Source organism: Bacteroides faecalis (assembly GCF_003865075.1).
GTDB classification, from domain to species: Bacteria; Bacteroidota; Bacteroidia; order Bacteroidales; family Bacteroidaceae; genus Bacteroides; species Bacteroides faecalis.
Genome location: NZ_BHWB01000029.1, coordinates 1 through 17,852, shown reverse-complemented (window position 1 = coordinate 17,852; position 17,852 = coordinate 1). Strand labels below are relative to the sequence as shown.

Sequence of the window (17,852 nt, the reverse complement as noted above, 5' to 3'; positions counted from 1 at the left end):
AAGGGAAGAATGGTTGTTTCATTGAGGAGTAGAATTCTATTCGGATATATAATTCTGGTGGCGGTCATAGGCAGCATGGCCGCCATTCTCATCCATGAACCTGCGAAGTTCCACGACCTATATGCGTATTTTAAATAACGGTATTTACACAAACAGCAAATGAGCGAACAATTCGTTACCACTACCAAGCATTTCCGCAAGATGCTTGCCGCAGGCTATCTGTTGATAGTCCTGCTGGTGGGCGGCATCATCTGCACGTGGCTCGGAGAATGGCGCGACTTGGAGTTGCTGGAACGGGAGAACCGTGAAATCAACCGCTTCCGCAAGGAAACACACGATGCGTATGTGGGTGTGGTGGAGTTGTCTCTTTTGGGCGAGTCGGTGCTGGAATGGGACGATAAGGATGTGGCGGCATACCGGCGGCAACGGATGACGGTGGATAGTATGCTTTGCCGCTTCAAGAGCCATTACGAATCGGTGCGCATAGACAGCGTGCGCCACTTGCTGGAGGACAAGGAAAAGCGGCTGTGCGCCATCATGGAGGCTCTGGAACAACAGGCGGACATCAACCGCCGGATAGCCAAGCAGGTGCCGGTGATAGTGCAAACGAGCAGGCAGGAAGAGCCGAAGAAACAGAGGAGGAAAGGTTTTCTCGGGTTGTTCGGCAAGAAACAGGAAGCACCTCCGACGACGACCACCACGATGCTCTACACACTGAACCGTGATATGATAGCGCAACAACGTGCCCAAAGCCATCGTCTGTCGGAATATGCCGACAGCCTTGCCAGCCGCAATGCGGAACTGAACCGCCAACTGCAAACCCTTATCCAGCAGATGGACCACAAGGTGCAGGCTGACTTGCAGGAACGTGAGGCGGAAATATCCGCTATGCGTGAAAAGTCGTTCTTGCAGGTAGGTATCATAACGGGTGTCATGCTGCTGTTGCTCATTATTTCATACATCATCATTCACCGCTATGCCACCCGCATCAAGCAGTACAAACGTAAGACAACAGATTTAATCGGGCAACTGCAAAAGTCCGTAAAACAAAACGAATCGTTGATAGCCTCACGCAAGAAAGCGATGCACACCATCACCCACGAGCTACGCACACCACTGACTGCCATACATGGATATGCGGAACTGATGCAGGACAACGAAGAAGAAAAGATAAGCGGTTATGCGGACAATATCCTGCAAGCCTCCAAGAGAATGACCGACATGCTCAACTCCCTGCTTGACTTCTTCCGCTTGGACAGCGGCAAGGAACAGGCGAATGTCCGTCCGTTTCGTTTGGAAAACATCGCGGAGCTGTTGCAAACGGAGTTTACGCAACAAGCAGAAGCAAAAGATCTTAAACTTACCATCGAGTGCCCGGAGGGTATTATCCTGAATGGCGACAAGGAGCGCATCATACAGATATGCGACAACCTGCTGGGCAATGCCGTCAAGTTCACGAATGCCGGAAGCGTTTCACTTGTCATAAGCTATGACGGCAATAGGCTGACCCTTGTAGTAGAGGACACCGGAACCGGCATGAGTGCGGAAGAACAACAGCGAGTGTTCGGAGCGTTCGAGCGGCTTTCCAACGCCGCCACGCAAGACGGTTTCGGATTGGGGTTAAGCATTGTGAAACAGATAGTCGGGATGCTTGGCGGCACTATACGCTTGGAAAGCGAAAAAGGAGAAGGCAGTCGTTTTACTGTGGAGTTGCCAATGAACACTGCCGATATTGGTATTGAAGAACAGACAGCCGCAGAAAGTCTGGCTCATATAGAAAGACCTTATTCTGTCATCGTATTGGACGACAATCCGATGGTATTATCCATGACAAAGGAAATGTATGCTGGTATAGGTGTGCATTGCGACACGTTCACCACTATTGGCGATGCAATGGAAGCCATGCGGCAGCACACATACGACCTCATGATAACCGATATGAAGATGCCGGAGATTAACGGCTATGAGGTGTTGGAGTTGTTACGCTCGTCAAGTGTCAGCAACTCGAAAGAGATTCCCATTGTCGTGGCGACCGCCTCCGGCAGTTGCAGCGAAGAGGAGCTGTTGGAAAATGGATTTACCGCCTGCCTGTTCAAGCCATTTTCCATTTCCGAACTGGTTGCTGTATCAGACAAATGCCTTTTGACAAGTACGGACAAGGATGAACTTCCCGACTTGTCCTCTCTGCTTGCATATGGTGACAAACGGGCGATGCTCGACCGTTTGATAACCGAAACAGAAAAGGATATGCAGGCTGTCCGGGAAATCATGGAGAGGAATGACCGCAAGGCGTTGGACGAATGGATACACCGTCAGCGAAGTTCATGGGCTGTTATCCGTGCTGACAAACCCTTGTGGAACCTGTATGAACTGCTGCATCAAGAATCTGAATGTTCCGAAATGGAATTGCGGAAATGCGTGGATGCCATGCTTCGTATGGGAACAGTTATCATAGAACTTGCGCAAAAGGAAAAGAGGTCGTCGGATGAAAGTATTTGTGATTGAGGACAACCCCGTCTATAACGATTATGTCTGCAACCTGCTGAAGAAAGACAGCTTCGATACTATGTCTGCATATAATCTTGCCACTGCCAAGAAACTATTGGCAAAGTCAGAGGTGAATGATATTGTCGTTGCCGACCTACGCCTCCCCGACGGTGAAAGCATAGAGTTGTTACGGTGGATGCGTGCCAACGACAAACAACAGGTGTTTATCGTTATGACCAATTACGGGGAGGTGCATACGGCAGTGGAAAGTATGAAGCTCGGCTCAAAGGATTACATACAGAAACAGTTGTTGGAGGATAAACTGATACCGCTTATCCGCACCCTGCAAAAAGAACATGAAAAGCGACTACAATGGAACATTCCGATATTCGTCCGGCAGGGCGAAGCCTATCAGAAAATCAAGAAACGTGTGCGCCTTGTAGCCACCACCCGGATGAGCGTGCTGATACTGGGCGAGAACGGTACGGGCAAGGAACATATCGCACAACATATACACCAACAAAGCAAACTTGCCGATAAACCTTTTGTGGCAGTGGACTGCGGAGCCTTGTCCCCGTCATTGATACAATCCGCCTTCTTCGGACACGTCAAGGGCGCGTTTACGGGTGCCGAAGCAAACAAGACGGGGTATTTTCTGGAAGCGGATGGCGGCACGCTGTTCCTTGACGAAGTGGGCAACCTAACAATGGAGATGCAACAGATGCTGCTCCGCGCCATACAGGAACGCCGTTACCGTCCCGTCGGAGCAAAGGAGGACAAAACAGCCAACGTGAGGATAGTGGCTGCAACCAACGAGGATTTACAGAAAGCCGTAACGGAAAAGCGGTTCCGGCAGGATTTGCTCTATCGCTTGCAGGAGTATGTGATAACCATGCCGCCCTTGCGCGACTGCCCGGAAGACATCATGCCATTGGCCGAGTTCTTCCGTGAAATGGCAAACCGTGAGTTGGAACGTGAAGTAAAAGGTTTTGCCGCATCTGCCCGTAATGCCCTGCTCGCCCATGCGTGGCCGGGCAACGTGCGCGAGTTGAAACAGAAGATACAGACGGCAGTCCTGCAATCAGAAGGCGATATGATAACCGAAGCCGATTTGGAACTTGACAATGAACCGTCCGCTACTTCCGCTTGTTTTACATTGAAGAGCGGGGATGAAGAAAGAGGACGTATCCTGCGTGCTTTGAAACAAGCAGCCGGTAACAAGAAAATGGCTGCAAAGATACTGGGTATCGGCAGGACAACGCTGTATAATAAATTGGTAGAGTATGGATTGAATGAAGAAAACTGACCGGAGTATGGCTGTAAATGGCAATAATTAATTAACTTTGCAATTGTATTTCAGAAAATAGCAGGCGATTGGGTAACTTTTCGCCGATGATATAGACATAAGACCGCAAGGCGTTTCGAGCGAAAATCTGGTAAATTGAAACTACGGAGACGATTGCGTGATGCTTATGCTATGCTTACGCATAGCGTGCATTCACGTACTCTCCGTAAAGGCTTTACCAGAGCCATCGCTTGAAAGTAGTGTGAATTGCACGCTACTTTTTTGCCTCGCCAAAAAGGAAAGAAAATACGTTATGGCGAAAATACAATTACTTGCCGTTATCTCAATAGATGGCTGTCCGATGAAACTGCATCCCCGGAAGCGGTTGCTTCAAACCGAAGATTACGGTATGGATGAAATACGTGCCAATGCCCTGTATAAGCTGACATCCGACTATTCGGTATCCGTGCTTCAAGAATGGAGGGAGGAAGGTGGAAGCATTTGCCATTTGTTGGAAGTAACTGCCGGGAATACCGAATATGCCAACGGACTGTTACGGATGAACGTGATAGATGAAATCATACTATACGTTGTTCCAACCATCGACGGAAACGGAGCGCATTTTTTCAAGTCAGCACTACCTATGAATGACTGGCGGCTTATGGAGAACAAAACTTATAGGGACGGAGTAATCCGGCTTACCTATCATAAAGAGCCACGGGCATAAAATGTTCAGATTATGAACATCTTGGCGGGATTTCCGTGCTCAGAAAGTGAACACATGTTCAGAATCTGAACACATTTCACAAGGGATGCAATCAAGGATAAAATTATTTTTGAATTTTATCTTTCTGAAAAACAATGTAGTACAATTTTCTCACAATCTTTTCTCGTGTTTAGGGCTATGATTTGCACCATATATCAGTGTGCGCACACTGATAAACAAATGTAAACCCTCAAAACAGAAAAGATAATGAACCATCTCATACTGGCGGAAACACAGTTTTTCGCCATGATAAACGGAAAAGACAACGGTAGCACGGAAACGGCATACGGCGGATTCGTGCAGGAAGTAATAAACCTGTGCTACGGCGGCAATGATGCCAAGCATATTATTGTGGCGTTGGCTTTTGCCGAAATCGAATTACAGCACCATCCGCAGAACTTGTCGGCATCGGAGGAGAATGTCGTCACTGTGTATATCCGCAAGGCGTTATCCTTCATCCGAAAGATGCAGAAGATGGTATCCGCTTCTGCAATTACCTCCGTGCCACCACTAACATCCACATCCGAAACCAAAGCCACAGTCCCAGCCTTGCAATGGACCGGTAATGCCGTCGAGTTGGTAGAACTAATCTATGCCCTCTACGCCACCGGCTGCATCAATGGCGGCAAGGCTTCGCTGAAAGAGCTTGCTCCTGTCCTCTATTCCTTTTTCGGTGTGGAGTCCAAAGACTGCTACCGCTTCTATACGGACATCAAACGCAGGAAAAGCGACAGTCGCACCTACTTCCTTGAAAAGATGCAGGACAAACTGAACGCGAAGATGCGACATGACGATGAATTGGAGCGGATGAGGAGATAAACGAATGCCAAACAAAGGATAAGCGGCCGGATTATACGGTTTCTTATCCTTCTTCATTTACAATCACTCTATTATCTGCCGGAAAGCCGATTAAAATCATTAACTTTGCAAGTATTAATCAATGACGGATGAAAATAGATAACCTCGAAATATTGAATGGACTGATTGCCGGAGCCGAAGGCGGGACAGTTGAGTTCAAAGAAACTACCGGGCAGTTGGAGCGTGGAATGGAAACTCTTTGTGCCTTCTTGAACGGTACGGGCGGCACGGTGCTGTTCGGTGTAACCGACAAGGGAAAGATTATCGGTCAGGAAGTGAGCGACAAGACGAAGCGCGATATTGCGGAAACCATCAGACGAATCGAGCCGTTTGCGACCATTGATATATCCTATACAGACATTCCGGGAACGAACAAAAGTGTTATAGCTTTATCAGCGGAAGAACAACGATATATGCGCCCGTTCACCTATAAGGGGAGGGCTTATCAACGGATAGAGAGCGTTACATCTGCCATGCCGCAGGGTATATACAACCTGTTGGTTATGCAGCGAGGCGGAACCTATGCTTGGGATTCCATGCAAAATCCCGGCTTGAAAATATCCGACCTTGACGAAACGGCAATCTTGGGCGCAGTACGTGGAGGAATCAGAGGCGGACGTTTGCCGGAAGGTTCTATGCAGGAGGATGTCCGAACCATCCTTGAAAAATTTGACTTGTTGAATGATGGAAAGCTGAACAATGCTTCCGTTGTCCTATTCGGACGGAACTTCTACCATTATCCCCAATGTCTGCTCCGTTTAGCCCGGTTCAAAGGAACGACAAAAGATGAATTTTTAGATAATCAGCGTGTGACAGGCAATATATTCAACTTGCTGGATGCTGCAATGGCATTTTTCTTCAAGCATTTGTCCCTCTCCGGTAAAATTGAAGGTTTGTACAGAGAAGAGGAACTGAATGTGCCATATAAGGCATTGAGAGAATGTTGCATAAATGCTTTTGCACATCGTGTTTACCATCGCCCCGGCAGTTCAGTCGGGATTGCTATCTATGATGACCGCGTGGAGATTGAAAACAGCGGAACATTTCCGCCTGATATTACCATTGAGAAACTGTTGGGTGGCCACAATTCCGAACCACAAAATCTGATAGTAGCCAATGTGCTGTACAAAAGTGCAGTATTGGAGAGTTGGGGACGTGGCATAGCCCTTATGGTAAACGAATGTCGCCGTGTCGGTATTCCGGATCCGGAGTTTCATACCGACGGCAATGCTGTATGGATTGTGTTTCATTATACAAGAACTACAGTAGGACAAGACCCCACAGCACCCCCACAGCAACCCTATAGTAACCCCACAGTAACCCCACAGTTAGGAAAACTGTTGTCTGCTATTGGGAACAACACTCTCTCTGCTAAAGAAATCATGGAGAAAACGGGAATGAAAGATAAAAGGAATTTCTTAAAGAACTATATCCATCCGGCAATAAATTCCGGTTTGGTCCTTTCACTTTATCCCATAGGCTCCAAGAGTCCGCAACAGAAATACTATCTTACTGATAAAGGTAAAGGTTTCCTGCAACAATAACGGGTATGGCTAAAAAGAAGAAACATAAGAATGATGTAAAAACTGATTTACCGATAATCATGGATTATGGTATCGGCAGTATATCCGTTTATGACCCGGCAGACATAATGCCATACAACGAGCCGCCAATTAGCGAACAAATCCGCTTCAAGAAACTCGGCAAAGAGATGAAATCCGAGTTCAAGTGGCTGGTATCTTCCGTAGTGATTGAGTATTGGCAAGAAAACCGACAGATACCTTTCGGTGAAGAAATGTCGAAACTCAGAACCAGACTGTTGAGAATGTTTGCCGAAGAATACAGCATACTGCTTAAAGACGATACAGAGCTGAAAAATTATTTGCTGACGCTTGCCATTACCACCATCAACAAGCATCTCAAATCTGAGAATAAAAAGAGGGTATCAAAACTCTCTTTTTAACAAAATTACCCTTGCTACAGATATCTGTGACAGGGGTAATTTTCATATTTTGGGTGTTTTGACACATCCCCTTTTTCACATATAAAGGAATCTGTTATTTCTGCTGCAACAGGTGTTTCAAGTTTTCATCATTTGCGATACGTTCCAGTTCCTCTTGAACAATCTGCTTCACTTCCTCCTTGATGCGCCTGTAATTCGCCTGAACCGTTTCCTTCATGCGGTCGTTGCCGTCCCCGTCCGTAAAGTCGGTAATGACGGGGATTTTCTTGTAGGCTTTCTCCTCGCGCCTCACCTTCTCGGCATCCACGACAATCTCGCAATGGAAAATCTTCTGCTCGATACGCTCGTTGAAGTTGTCGGACACCGAACCGACAAACATACCCTGCGTCAAGCCGGAAATCTTGCTTGGCGGGATGAGTGAATCCATCTGCGTGTTGATGGAGGTGGAAACATCCTGCCGGTTGATGGAAATGGACTGCCGTTTCTGCAACACCTTACCGAAGCGTTCGGAAAGCGTCTTGGCGGTTTCACCCACCACCTGACCGGAAAAGATATTGCCGACGGTGTTCATCACGACCTTCGCTTCTTTATCACCGTAGTCGCGCACCAACTGGCTGAAATCCTGAAAGCCCAGACACACGGCAACCTTGTTGCTTCGCGCGGTGGCGATAAGGTTGTCCAACCCCTTGAAATAAATCGTGGGCAGCTCGTCGATGATGACCGACGACTTCAGCATCCCTTTCTTGTTGATGAGTTTCACGATACGGGAGTTATACAGACCGAGAGCGGCCCCGTAGATATTCTGACGGTCGGGATTGTTGCCCACACAGAGTATTTTCGGTTCTTCGGGGTTGTTGATGTCCAGCGTGAACTCGCTGTCCGACATCACCCAATAGAGCTGCGGGGAAATCATCCTTGACAAAGGGATTTTCGCGCTTGCTATCTGCCCCATCAACTGCTCCGCAGCCCCTCCGAGCCATGCGTCCATGAACGGAGAAAGATAGTTTTCCAATTCCGGGTAAGAGGTCAGTATCGGGAAAATATCCTCATAGCGGCGGTTCAGGAACTCAATCGCATGGGGGAATGTACAATACTTGCCGTTCTGGAAAATTTTGAGATACCAGATAATAGCCGCGAAAAGGATGATGGGCGATTCTACGAAAAAGTCGCCCTGCTTTTGCACCCAACTTTTATTTAAGTTGAGCATAATCGTGTACGCACTCTCGTAAGCGTCTGTAATATCCTCCATGAAATCCGGGTGAATGGGATTGCACCGATGAGAGCGTCGCGGGTCGTCGAAGTTGATCACATAGAACTTCGGCTTTACCTTGTAGCCGTCCGGGTGGTTCAGCAAATGGTTGTAGGCAATAGTAGATAGGTCGCTGGATTTGAAATCGTAGATGTACATTGACAAGCCCTTTTCAATCTGTTGCTTGATAAAATTGTTTACCACGGCATAGGACTTGCCGCTGCCCGGCGTACCCAACACGATGGACGCACGGAAGGATTAACTACATTGATCCAACCGTTGTTCCAGCGTTTCCTGTAATAGAAACGTGTCGGCAGATTGACCGAATACTCACTTTCTATGAGCCGTGTTTCCTGCATGAAACTCTCGTTCTCGTTGTTGAATACATCGTCCATGAGGTTGTGCTTCAACAGGCGGCTCATCCACAGACCACCCATCAACAGGCAGACATAGCCCGTTCCAATGGTAAGGACATACAGTCCCGTCACCGCTTCAAGCGGCAGCGGCAGGGGCAGCAACCACCAGTTCAGGAAAAACAGCACGAACCCGACGGCAAATGCTGTCCAGATTCTCCCCCAAGTGATTTTCTCACCCTTGACACCCTTCGTACCCAGACAGGACAAGGCAAGCAAAAGGACGGAAAACAGCTTCGTGTAGAGAATGGAATGGAACAGCCCCGCCGTGCGGTCGAAGTTCAGAAGGATTTTGTCCACCACGCCGATGTTCACGCCCCACAGCCGGATGGCTTCGTAGCAGAACCAGTACACGTTCATGACCACTAAAATGATACTCACGGCACGCAGAAAATCCATGATTTTCGCCAATGCCCTCAAATCGTCTTCTTGTTGTGACATACATTGATTTTTTAGATTGTTGATACTCTCGATTACATACCCAAGCCCTTGCGTTTTTTCTTTTCTTTTTGCGCTTCATCGCCCGGATGAAGGCTTCCTCTTCAGCGTCCACTGCCGGACCTTCGGGGGCAAACAGGTTCATGCCGCTGGAATGGCTTTCGTATTCCCCTCCGGAATATCCTTGCCTGTTCTCCAGTTCCTCCACCGGAACGGAGAGCGGAATCGGCGGCTGTCCGGCATAAGGCAGCGTGAAGTGTTCCTGCAAGGCGTTGGCAGAAAGTTCCTTGCCCATGCGTGAGCCGTTTAACACGCAGCCCGTGCGGTGGTCGATGAACGTGGCTCCATAGATGCGCCCTTCCTCCGTGTAGCGTAGCACGGTGTCGATGCCCTTCCTTTTGAGCGTGGCAACAAACTTCTCCTTGTCATACGTGCCTTCCAGCACGGAAAAGACGGTGCGTTTCGTCATGTCAGCAAGTTTCCTGTCCTTAATCTCCTGCTTGGAACGGGCAAACTTCTTCTGTACGGCTTCATAGCCGACGGACTTCCCGAACAGTGAGGACTTGAAAGGATTACCGACCTTGTTACCCTTATCGTCCGTGACGGAATAGACCAGCCCGTGATACTCACGTCCGCGCACATTGCCATGCGCTTCCTCCACCGTCATATTATATAAGGAAAGAAGGGCGCGGTATTCGCCCATCGTCTGAAACTTGTATCTGCGGTTCAGTTCTCTAATCAGATTCCCCGCCTGCTTCTTCACGTCGCCCGCAGAAGCGTCCACTTTGCGCAGCGGCGTATCAAGACGGCGGTTCTTGCGTTCCGCGTCGTGCAGCCCGTATTTCCGTTCCAGTTCGCGTGTTATCTGCTTGCTCCGGTAAAAATTATTCCGGGTGTCTATGCTCCTGCCTTCCTCGTCCACCCTGACCGTCACAATATGCAGATGGTGGCGGTCGATGTCCTCATGCTTGAAAACGAGATACGGCTGGTTGCCGAACCCCATCTTCTCCAGATACTCCCGTGCGATGTCCTGAAGTTCTGTGTCCGTCAAAATATCGTCGGGATGCGGATTGAGCGAGATATGCACCACCGGTTTCTTCACCTTCGACCGCACGGGCATCAGAGCGAGAAAGTCCTCCATAGCCCGGTGGATATCCACCGTCCCCGAACCGTCATTGTAGATGCGGTTGGTTGTCAGAAGCCGCCCTTTCGCCTCGTTGATCTTTTCCCCGTTGTAGGCAAGTGCGCCGTACAACGAGTTTCCTACACTGATTTTTGCGACCATTTTTCCTGCATCTCTCTTGAAAGTTCCACAATCCGGCGGCTCAGTTTCACGAGTTCGACGGTCTGTTGCTCCAGCTTGTAGAGCAACGCCATCGCCTTTTTCTCGGAAAAATGCAGCCTCAGTTCCTTCACGACTTGGTTGTAGTTCGTGCCTATCGCGCGGAACTGCGCATGAAAATCGGACAGTTTGGTGTAGTAATCCACCAGCGTCTTGTCCACTTTCAGCACCTTGAACGGCTGCCCGAAGAAGTGCGCTTTCAGGAAAACCGACTTGGCGTTTACGCCTGACTTCTCGAACATGGAGAGGAAACGGTTGTGTTCCTCCTCACTGAAACGGACGGTGTAGCGGAACACCGCCGGTCGAGTTTGGGATTTCTCCCGCCTTTGTTTCTTCTTTTTTCACTCATATTACTTTGGATTTAGCGGTTTGACGGCATAAGCCGCCGCTTTGAGGCACAGCACCGCAGGTTTGAGAGGCTTCCCGACTTCGGAGGGTAAGCCCGCCCCCCTGCAAGGGCAAGGCGTTTTCGTGGCTGCTCAAAATGTTTTGAGCGGCTGAAAACATACCTTGCTATGTTCAGGTGAACATAAAAATCCGTCGGGGACGGATTGGGGATGATGCTTTTCAAACTCCGGGCTGCGCCACCTGCGGCGTACCCTGCCGTTCGGGTGCAAAGTTACGCCCTTAACGCGGTATCGGACAGAGGCTTGACCCGGACAATCAATGCCAACCGGCGCAACGTGCTGCCACTTGCCGGAGAAGTGATACAAGTTCCAAAATATCCTTGTTTATTTGCAGTGTGATTCGGATGTGGGACTGAAAATACACTCCTTCCGCCGGATGTTCGGACAGCAATCCGGACATCAATCCAAACGGTTGAAAACAGGTGTATGTATTCAGACAGTTTTCCAAGCACACGTCCATGCGGACGGATAAAAGCATGGGCGGTTGGACAAACCGATGATTACCCATAGGCACAGCCGGATTAAGGAGTGAATAAATAAATGAATGGGAGCGCGTGCGTACGTACTAATGGCAATACGCTACCGCCACCGGACAGATGTATAACCAAATAAATTATCAGACAAATGAAAGAAGCAACTTATGTGGCAATCTCCACGCAGAAAGGTGGAGCGGGTAAGACAACCCTGACGGTGCTTGTGGCAAGCTACCTGCACTATGTGAAAGGCTACAACGTAGCCGTGGTGGACTGCGATTTTCCGCAGTACAGTATCCATGATATGCGCAAGCGCGACATGAAAGCCGTCATGGAGGACGGGCATTACAAGGTGATGGCGTATGAGCAGCTCAAACGGCTGAAGAAGAACCCGTACACCATCAGATGCAGCCGTGCGGAAGATGCGGTAAGGACCGCCGAAAATCTGGTGGCAGCGCAGCCCGACCTTGATTTCGTGTTCTTCGACCTGCCGGGAACCATCAACAATGCCGATGTGGTGCAGACCATTTCCAAAATGGACTACATCTTCACGCCCATCATCGCTGACCGTGTGGTGATGGAGAGTTCCATCAAGTTCGCCACCGTTATCAACGAACAGATGATAAGCACGGGCAAGTCCGGCATCAAAGGGATTTACCTCGTGTGGAACATGGTGGACGGGCGCGAAAAGACGGAACTTTACAAGGCATACGACAAGGTCTGTGCCGAGTTCGCCCTGTCCATTCTGGAAACACATCTGCCGGACAGCAAGCGTTTCCGCAAGGAGACGGCGGCAGAACGCAAGGCAGTATTCCGCTCCACGGCGTTTCCGGCGGACAAAATACTGGTACGCGGCAGCAACCTCGACAAACTCGTCGATGAGATTCTCGGCATCATCAAAAACTGAACGGCATGGCAAAGAAAACAAGAATCGAGGACATCGACAGCGAAGCCGTAATCAACTCGTTTCGACTGGACGATACAAGCATTCCGCCGGAAGCGAGAAGCACGGACGGAAACGCTACTTCTCCACCTCCGAAAGAAGCGATACAGGAAGCCGTTTCTCCACCTGCCTCGCACTCCAAAGAGGAGCCGGAACGCAGGCGCAGGAACAGCAAGCCGGAAAAATTGGATTATGACACCGTATTCATATGCGGGTCCAACGTCACGGCAAGACTCGGCAAGCAGGTCTATATCCGCAAGGAGTACCACGACCGCATACAGAAGATGCTTCATGTAATCGGTGGCAACGAGGTGACTATCGCGGCTTTTCTTGACAACGTGCTGACACACCATTTCACGCTGTTCCAAGACGAGATAGCCGAATCGTTCAAACGGCACATGGAATCCTATAATTTATAAATACCCCAAAAACAACAAAGAAGTATGAAAAGAACAAAGAAGAACCGTCAGGCTGAGTGCCTGCAAACAGGAAAGAGTGAAAGAACCGCTGCCAATGCAGCAAAGTGTGCAAACGGATACGGTCAGGAAAAGACCGGCAGCGACTTCCGCAAGGATGAAGGCAGGAGCAAGCCGCTCTCTGTTTTCTTGGAAGCATCGGAAATCAAAACGCGGCAATGTATATACATCAGCCGAGAAATTCATGAGAAAGTCGCTATCGTTGCCAGTCGGATGGGAAACGGTTTGAGCATCGGCAAGTTCGTGGACAACATCCTCCGCGACCATTTCCGGCAATACGGGCAGCAGTACATGGAACAGATTGAAAACGCCCAAAAAGTAAGATTATGACAAAGGCGTTTTTAATCGTATCGGTTGCTTGCAACGTGTGGTTCCTGTTCCTGCTGTTTTATGACCGCATCATGGACACGAAGCTCATCCGTTTCTTCAGACATATTGCCGGGTTGTGGCGATCATTGGACAGTACAGTGGCAGAGCAAGGAAAGGATAAGGAAATACCTCACGCAGACACCTCGGACATCATTGGCAAGAGCCGTTTCAAGATGGCATCGACCCGGACAACCGCTGCCATACTGGCGCAAGAAGCCGCCACTTCGGAAAAAGGCATTGAGCTGTCGGAGGAAGAGGCTACTTTTGACGACGGAAACACGGAAACCGTCTCACGCCCGACACAAGTACCGGAGGACAAACTCGATGAAACCTTCACGAGCATTCCGCCCTCGGAACTGGAGTACGGAGAAGATGAACCGGAGGACGAAGAACCAGACAAAAAGCAGGCTTCGGGAAGCAGCTTCGAGGATATTGACATGGCAGTACGCACCATACGGAAGGAATCACCATCCGATGGGGAAATGCGACACGCCGGAAAGGTCATGACGGAACTGGACGGGACAGAGCTTTTCACAAGAATAACGGAACGCCTGACCGATGAAGCAATGAGCGAGAGGCTTGCAAAGGCGATGGCAGTTTTCGTGGACACGGTGAACATGACCGTGACACAACAAAAGGAAAAGGTGTTCGTGATTCCCGACAACATCGAGGAGTTCGACTTCCGAAACTATGTATAACAGCTAAAAAAGAATGGAAATGAAAACGTAAAAGACGACACCCATGCGCACGGCGGTACAAGGTACAGCCAATCAGCAACGGACACACCCAAGTCCGTAGAAACAAACGGGCTACCACTAAACCAAAGTAAAGTAATCAAGTATCAACCGCCCTAAAAAGGACTATCCACCCTTTGGACGGCACAAAACAAGAACAGTTTATGAACAAGAACATCAGACAAAAGTTCATCATCTCTGCGGCACTTATGATTGTCGCAACCGCCTCCGCTTTTGCACAAGGAAACGGTCTGGCAGGCATCAACGAAGCCACCTCTATGGTGAGTTCGTATTTCGACCCCGGCACGAAATTAATCTACGCCATCGGCGCGGTGGTCGGTCTTATCGGCGGCGTGAAAGTTTATGGAAAATTCTCGTCCGGCGACCCGACACCTCGAAGACCGCCGCCTCGTGGTTCGGGGCTTGTATCTTCTTGATTGTCGCTGCCACTATCCTGCGCTCATTCTTCCTTTAATAAACAATGTATGGCTGAATACCCGATAAACAAGGGTATCGGCCGTCCGGTCGAGTTCAAGGGCTAAAGGCTCAGTACCTCTTCATCTTCTGCGGAGGTCTGCTGGCTCTCTTCGTCCTGTTCGTCATCCTCTACATGGTCGGCATCGACCAGTGGGTATGTATCGGCTTCGGCGCGGCATCGTCTTCCGTCCTTGTATGGCAGACCTTCGCGCTGAACGCCCGGTACGGCGAACATGGGCTGATGAAGTTGGGAGCGGCAAGGAGCCATCCCCGATACCTTATCAACCGGCGGCGGATCACCCGATTATTCAAACGGCAACGAAAGGAAGAAACGACATGAGAAATACATCCAAAATGACAACACTGGAAAACAAGTTCCCCCTGCTGGCGGTGGAGCATGGCTGCATCATTTCCAAAGACGCCGACATCACGGTGGCTTTCGAGGTGGAACTGCCGGAGCTTTATACCGTGACAGGCGCGGAGTACGAGGCAATACACGGCTGCTGGTGCAAGGCTATCAAGGTGCTGCCGGACTTCTGCGTCGTGCATAAGCAGGACTGGTTCATCAAGGAACGCTACAAGCCGGAACTGCAAAAGGATGACATGAGCTTTTTGAGCCGCTCCTTTGAACGACACTTCAACGAGCGTCCGTACCTGAAACACTCCTGCTATCTCTACCTGACCAAGACGACGAAGGAACGTAACCGGATGCAGAGCAACTTCAGTACGCTGTGCCGGGGACATATCATCCCGAAGGAGCTGGACAGGGAAACCGCCGGGAAGTTCATGGAAGCCGCCGAACAGTTCGAGCGCATCATGAACGACAGCGGCTTTGTCAGGCTGCGCCGCCTCTCCACCGACGAGCTTGTCGGGACGGAGAAGTCCGCTGGGCTGATAGAGCGTTACTTCTCGCTCATGCCCGAAGGCGACACGGCCTTGCAGGACATCGACCTCTCGGCAAGGGAAATGCGCATCGGTGACAACCGCCTGTGCCTGCACACCCTCTCCAACGCGGAGGATATGCCCGGAAAGGTGGCTACCGACATCCGCTACGAGAAACTCTCCACCGACCGTTCGGACTGCCGCCTCTCCTTCGCCTCCCCCGTGGGGCTGCTGCTTTCCTGTAACCACATCTACAACCAGTATGTGATTATCGACAACAGCGAGGAAAATTTGCAGAAATTCGAGAAGTCCGCGAGGAATATGCAGTCGCTCTCCCGATACAGCCGGAGCAACAGCATCAACCGCGAGTGGATAGACCAGTACCTGAACGAAGCCCATTCCTACGGGCTGACCTCGGTACGGGCGCACTTCAACGTCATGGCGTGGAGCGATGACGCGGAGGAACTGAAGCATATCAAGAACGATGTGGGCAGCCAGCTTGCCAGCATGGAGTGCGTCCCCCGCCACAACACTATCGACTGCCCGACGCTCTACTGGGCGGCGATGCCCGGCAACGCGGCGGACTTCCCGGCGGAAGAGAGTTTCCACACCTTCATTGAGCAGGCGGTGTGCCTCTTCACGGAGGAAACCAACTACCGCAGTTCGCTCTCGCCCTTCGGCATCAAGATGGTGGACAGGCTTACGGGAAAACCGTTGCACCTCGACATCAGCGACCTGCCGATGAAGCGGGGCATCACGACCAACCGCAACAAGTTCGTGTTGGGTCCTTCGGGCAGTGGCAAGTCGTTTTTCATGAACCACCTCGTGAGGCAATACTACGAGCAAGGTACGCACGTGGTATTAGTGGACACGGGAAACTCCTATCAGGGCTTGTGCGAGATGATCCGGCGCAAGACAAACGGGGCGGATGGCGTGTATTTCACCTACACGGAGGAGAAACCGATTTCGTTCAACCCGTTCTACACCGATGATTACGTGTTCGACGTGGAGAAGAAGGACAGCATCAAGACATTGCTGCTGACGCTCTGGAAGTCGGAGGATGACAAAGTGACGAAGACGGAAAGCGGCGAACTGGGCAGTGCGGTGAACGCCTACATCGAGCGTATCAGGGCTGACCGGAGCATCGTTCCCTCGTTCAACACCTTCTACGAGTATATGCGCGACGACTACCGCCGCGAACTGGCGGAACGTGAGATAAAGGTGGAGAAGTCAGACTTCAACATCGACAATATGCTCACCACCATGCGGCAGTATTACCGGGGCGGACGCTACGACTTCCTGCTCAACTCCACGGAGAACATCGACCTGCTCGGCAAGCGGTTCATCGTCTTCGAGATTGACAGTATTAAGGAGAATCGCGAGCTTTTCCCGGTCGTGACCATCATCATCATGGAAGCCTTCATCAACAAGATGCGCCGTCTGAAAGGCGTAAGGAAACAACTGATTGTGGAAGAGGCTTGGAAGGCGTTGTCTTCGGCGAACATGGCTGAATACCTGCGCTATATGTACAAGACCGTGCGCAAGTATTACGGGGAGGCAATCGTGGTGACGCAGGAGGTGGACGACATCATTTCCTCGCCCGTGGTCAAGGAAAGCATCATCAACAACTCCGATTGCAAAATCCTTCTCGACCAGCGGAAGTACATGAACAAGTTTGATGCCATACAGTCCCTGTTGGGTCTGACGGAGAAGGAGAAGTCGCAGATACTCTCCATCAACATGGCGAACAACCCGTCAAGGCTCTACAAGGAAGTGTGGATAGGACTGGGCGGCACGCAGTCGGCGGTCTATGCCACCGAAGTTAGTGCTGAAGAGTATCTGGCGTACACCACCGAAGAAACGGAAAAAGTAGAGGTGTACCGTCTGGCGGAGCAGCTGGGCGGCGACATTGAAGCCGCCATCCGGCAGCTTGCCGAAAGACGGAGAAACAAGGAATAGGCAATAAGTAAAAACAGATTCATCAACTAAAAAAGAAAATGCGTATGAGTATATCAAGAACGAAAATGCTGCAAGTCAGCAAGTGTTTAATCGGGCTGGCGGTCATGGTGTTGCAATCCTGCGATGTAGCGGACAACCGCCGTGACCTGCTTTGCGGAAACTGGGAAAGCGTAGAGGGCAAGCCCGACGTGCTTATCTACAAGGAGGGCGAAGCCTATAAGGTGACGGTGTTCAAGCGTAGCGGGCTGCGCCGCAAACTGAAGCCGGAAACCTATCTCTTGCAGGAAGAGAACGGCAACCTGTTCATGAACACCGGCTTCCGTATCGACGT

13 protein-coding genes and 5 pseudogenes are annotated in these 17,852 nt (G+C 50.3%); 14 read left to right on the top strand and 4 right to left on the bottom strand.

Going from position 1 to position 17,852, the window contains the following annotated elements; genetic code table 11:
• Positions 1 to 159: 159 nt before the first annotated feature.
• The 6 genes from EJF25_RS23105 to EJF25_RS23080 all read left to right on the top strand — a co-directional run bounded on the left by EJF25_RS23105 (position 160) and on the right by EJF25_RS23080 (position 7,359).
• Positions 160 to 2,505 (top strand): hybrid sensor histidine kinase/response regulator, encoded by a 2,346-nt coding sequence (locus tag EJF25_RS23105; RefSeq protein WP_125043025.1) that lies wholly within the window; start codon positions 160 to 162, stop codon positions 2,503 to 2,505.
• Positions 2,486 to 3,793 carry a sigma-54-dependent transcriptional regulator gene (locus tag EJF25_RS23100; RefSeq protein WP_125043023.1) on the top strand — a complete coding sequence of 436 codons (1,308 nt, stop codon included), beginning with the start codon at positions 2,486 to 2,488 and terminating at the stop codon, positions 3,791 to 3,793. The genes EJF25_RS23105 and EJF25_RS23100 overlap by 20 nt, the downstream gene beginning before the upstream one ends.
• Positions 3,794 to 4,085: 292 nt before the next feature.
• Positions 4,086 to 4,499, top strand: a complete 414-nt coding sequence (locus tag EJF25_RS23095; protein WP_004315319.1) for a dihydrofolate reductase family protein — start codon at positions 4,086 to 4,088, stop codon at positions 4,497 to 4,499.
• Positions 4,500 to 4,745: 246 nt separating this feature from the next.
• Entirely contained in the window at positions 4,746 to 5,357 is a 612-nt protein-coding gene (locus EJF25_RS23090) for an RteC domain-containing protein (RefSeq protein WP_048927471.1), read from the top strand.
• A gap of 128 nt (positions 5,358 to 5,485) precedes the next feature.
• Positions 5,486 to 6,940: an ATP-binding protein gene (locus EJF25_RS23085; protein WP_053397347.1), complete on the top strand. Its 1,455-nt coding sequence runs from the start codon at positions 5,486 to 5,488 to the stop codon at positions 6,938 to 6,940.
• A 5-nt stretch (positions 6,941 to 6,945) separates the two neighbouring features.
• Positions 6,946 to 7,359: a hypothetical protein gene (locus tag EJF25_RS23080; protein WP_048927473.1), complete on the top strand. Its 414-nt coding sequence runs from the start codon at positions 6,946 to 6,948 to the stop codon at positions 7,357 to 7,359.
• A 94-nt stretch (positions 7,360 to 7,453) separates the two neighbouring features.
• Here EJF25_RS23080 and mobC read toward each other — a convergent pair.
• The 4 genes and pseudogenes from mobC to EJF25_RS25210 all read right to left on the bottom strand — a co-directional run bounded on the left by mobC (position 7,454) and on the right by EJF25_RS25210 (position 11,716).
• A pseudogene (gene mobC / locus EJF25_RS23075) lies at positions 7,454 to 9,462 on the bottom strand (conjugal transfer protein MobC).
• A gap of 32 nt (positions 9,463 to 9,494) precedes the next feature.
• Positions 9,495 to 10,744, bottom strand: a pseudogene (gene mobB / locus EJF25_RS23070) (conjugal transfer protein MobB).
• Positions 10,723 to 11,150: pseudogene (gene mobA, locus EJF25_RS23065) on the bottom strand (conjugal transfer protein MobA). Before mobA ends, mobB begins: the two co-directional pseudogenes overlap by 22 nt.
• A 314-nt stretch (positions 11,151 to 11,464) precedes the next feature.
• On the bottom strand, positions 11,465 to 11,716 hold the full coding sequence (locus tag EJF25_RS25210; RefSeq protein ID WP_007749059.1) for a hypothetical protein: 252 nt from the start codon (positions 11,714 to 11,716) through the stop codon (positions 11,465 to 11,467).
• Between the two features lie 116 nt (positions 11,717 to 11,832).
• Between EJF25_RS25210 and EJF25_RS23050 the strand changes: the two genes are divergently transcribed.
• The 8 genes and pseudogenes from EJF25_RS23050 to EJF25_RS23015 all read left to right on the top strand — a co-directional run.
• A complete protein-coding gene (locus EJF25_RS23050) occupies positions 11,833 to 12,588 on the top strand; it encodes a ParA family protein (protein WP_117720347.1) in 756 nt (251 codons plus the stop codon).
• A 5-nt stretch (positions 12,589 to 12,593) separates the two neighbouring features.
• Positions 12,594 to 13,043 carry a DUF3408 domain-containing protein gene (locus EJF25_RS23045; RefSeq protein WP_008646091.1) on the top strand — a complete coding sequence of 150 codons (450 nt, stop codon included), beginning with the start codon at positions 12,594 to 12,596 and terminating at the stop codon, positions 13,041 to 13,043.
• A gap of 24 nt (positions 13,044 to 13,067) precedes the next feature.
• Positions 13,068 to 13,430 (top strand): DUF3408 domain-containing protein, encoded by a 363-nt coding sequence (locus EJF25_RS23040; protein WP_125043019.1) that lies wholly within the window; start codon positions 13,068 to 13,070, stop codon positions 13,428 to 13,430.
• Positions 13,427 to 14,167, top strand: coding sequence for a conjugal transfer protein TraD (locus tag EJF25_RS23035; protein WP_117720346.1), 741 nt, complete (start codon positions 13,427 to 13,429; stop codon positions 14,165 to 14,167). The genes EJF25_RS23040 and EJF25_RS23035 overlap by 4 nt, the downstream gene beginning before the upstream one ends.
• Before the next feature lie 200 nt (positions 14,168 to 14,367).
• A pseudogene (locus tag EJF25_RS23030) lies at positions 14,368 to 14,678 on the top strand (DUF4134 domain-containing protein).
• A gap of 10 nt (positions 14,679 to 14,688) precedes the next feature.
• Positions 14,689 to 15,020, top strand: a pseudogene (locus tag EJF25_RS23025) (DUF4133 domain-containing protein).
• Positions 15,017 to 17,521 (top strand): TraG family conjugative transposon ATPase, encoded by a 2,505-nt coding sequence (locus tag EJF25_RS23020; RefSeq protein ID WP_122132863.1) that lies wholly within the window; start codon positions 15,017 to 15,019, stop codon positions 17,519 to 17,521. Before EJF25_RS23025 ends, EJF25_RS23020 begins: the two are co-directional and overlap by 4 nt.
• Before the next feature lie 44 nt (positions 17,522 to 17,565).
• The coding region (locus EJF25_RS23015; protein WP_125043017.1) for a DUF3876 domain-containing protein at positions 17,566 to 17,852 on the top strand (287 nt) is incomplete at its 3' end.

What these genes read in the sequence shown, in the direction of transcription:
- EJF25_RS23105 (WP_125043025.1), top strand. Translation starts at nt 160, where the DNA reads ATGAGCGAACAATTCGTTACCACTACCAAGCATTTCCGCAAGATGCTT.
- EJF25_RS23100 (WP_125043023.1), top strand. Translation starts at nt 2,486, where the DNA reads ATGAAAGTATTTGTGATTGAGGACAACCCCGTCTATAACGATTATGTC.
- EJF25_RS23095 (WP_004315319.1), top strand. Translation starts at nt 4,086, where the DNA reads ATGGCGAAAATACAATTACTTGCCGTTATCTCAATAGATGGCTGTCCG.
- EJF25_RS23090 (WP_048927471.1), top strand. Translation starts at nt 4,746, where the DNA reads ATGAACCATCTCATACTGGCGGAAACACAGTTTTTCGCCATGATAAAC.
- EJF25_RS23085 (WP_053397347.1), top strand. Translation starts at nt 5,486, where the DNA reads ATGAAAATAGATAACCTCGAAATATTGAATGGACTGATTGCCGGAGCC.
- EJF25_RS23080 (WP_048927473.1), top strand. Translation starts at nt 6,946, where the DNA reads ATGGCTAAAAAGAAGAAACATAAGAATGATGTAAAAACTGATTTACCG.
- EJF25_RS25210 (WP_007749059.1), bottom strand. Translation starts at nt 11,716, where the DNA reads ATGGGTAATCATCGGTTTGTCCAACCGCCCATGCTTTTATCCGTCCGC.
- EJF25_RS23050 (WP_117720347.1), top strand. Translation starts at nt 11,833, where the DNA reads ATGAAAGAAGCAACTTATGTGGCAATCTCCACGCAGAAAGGTGGAGCG.
- EJF25_RS23045 (WP_008646091.1), top strand. Translation starts at nt 12,594, where the DNA reads ATGGCAAAGAAAACAAGAATCGAGGACATCGACAGCGAAGCCGTAATC.
- EJF25_RS23040 (WP_125043019.1), top strand. Translation starts at nt 13,068, where the DNA reads ATGAAAAGAACAAAGAAGAACCGTCAGGCTGAGTGCCTGCAAACAGGA.
- EJF25_RS23035 (WP_117720346.1), top strand. Translation starts at nt 13,427, where the DNA reads ATGACAAAGGCGTTTTTAATCGTATCGGTTGCTTGCAACGTGTGGTTC.
- EJF25_RS23020 (WP_122132863.1), top strand. Translation starts at nt 15,017, where the DNA reads ATGAGAAATACATCCAAAATGACAACACTGGAAAACAAGTTCCCCCTG.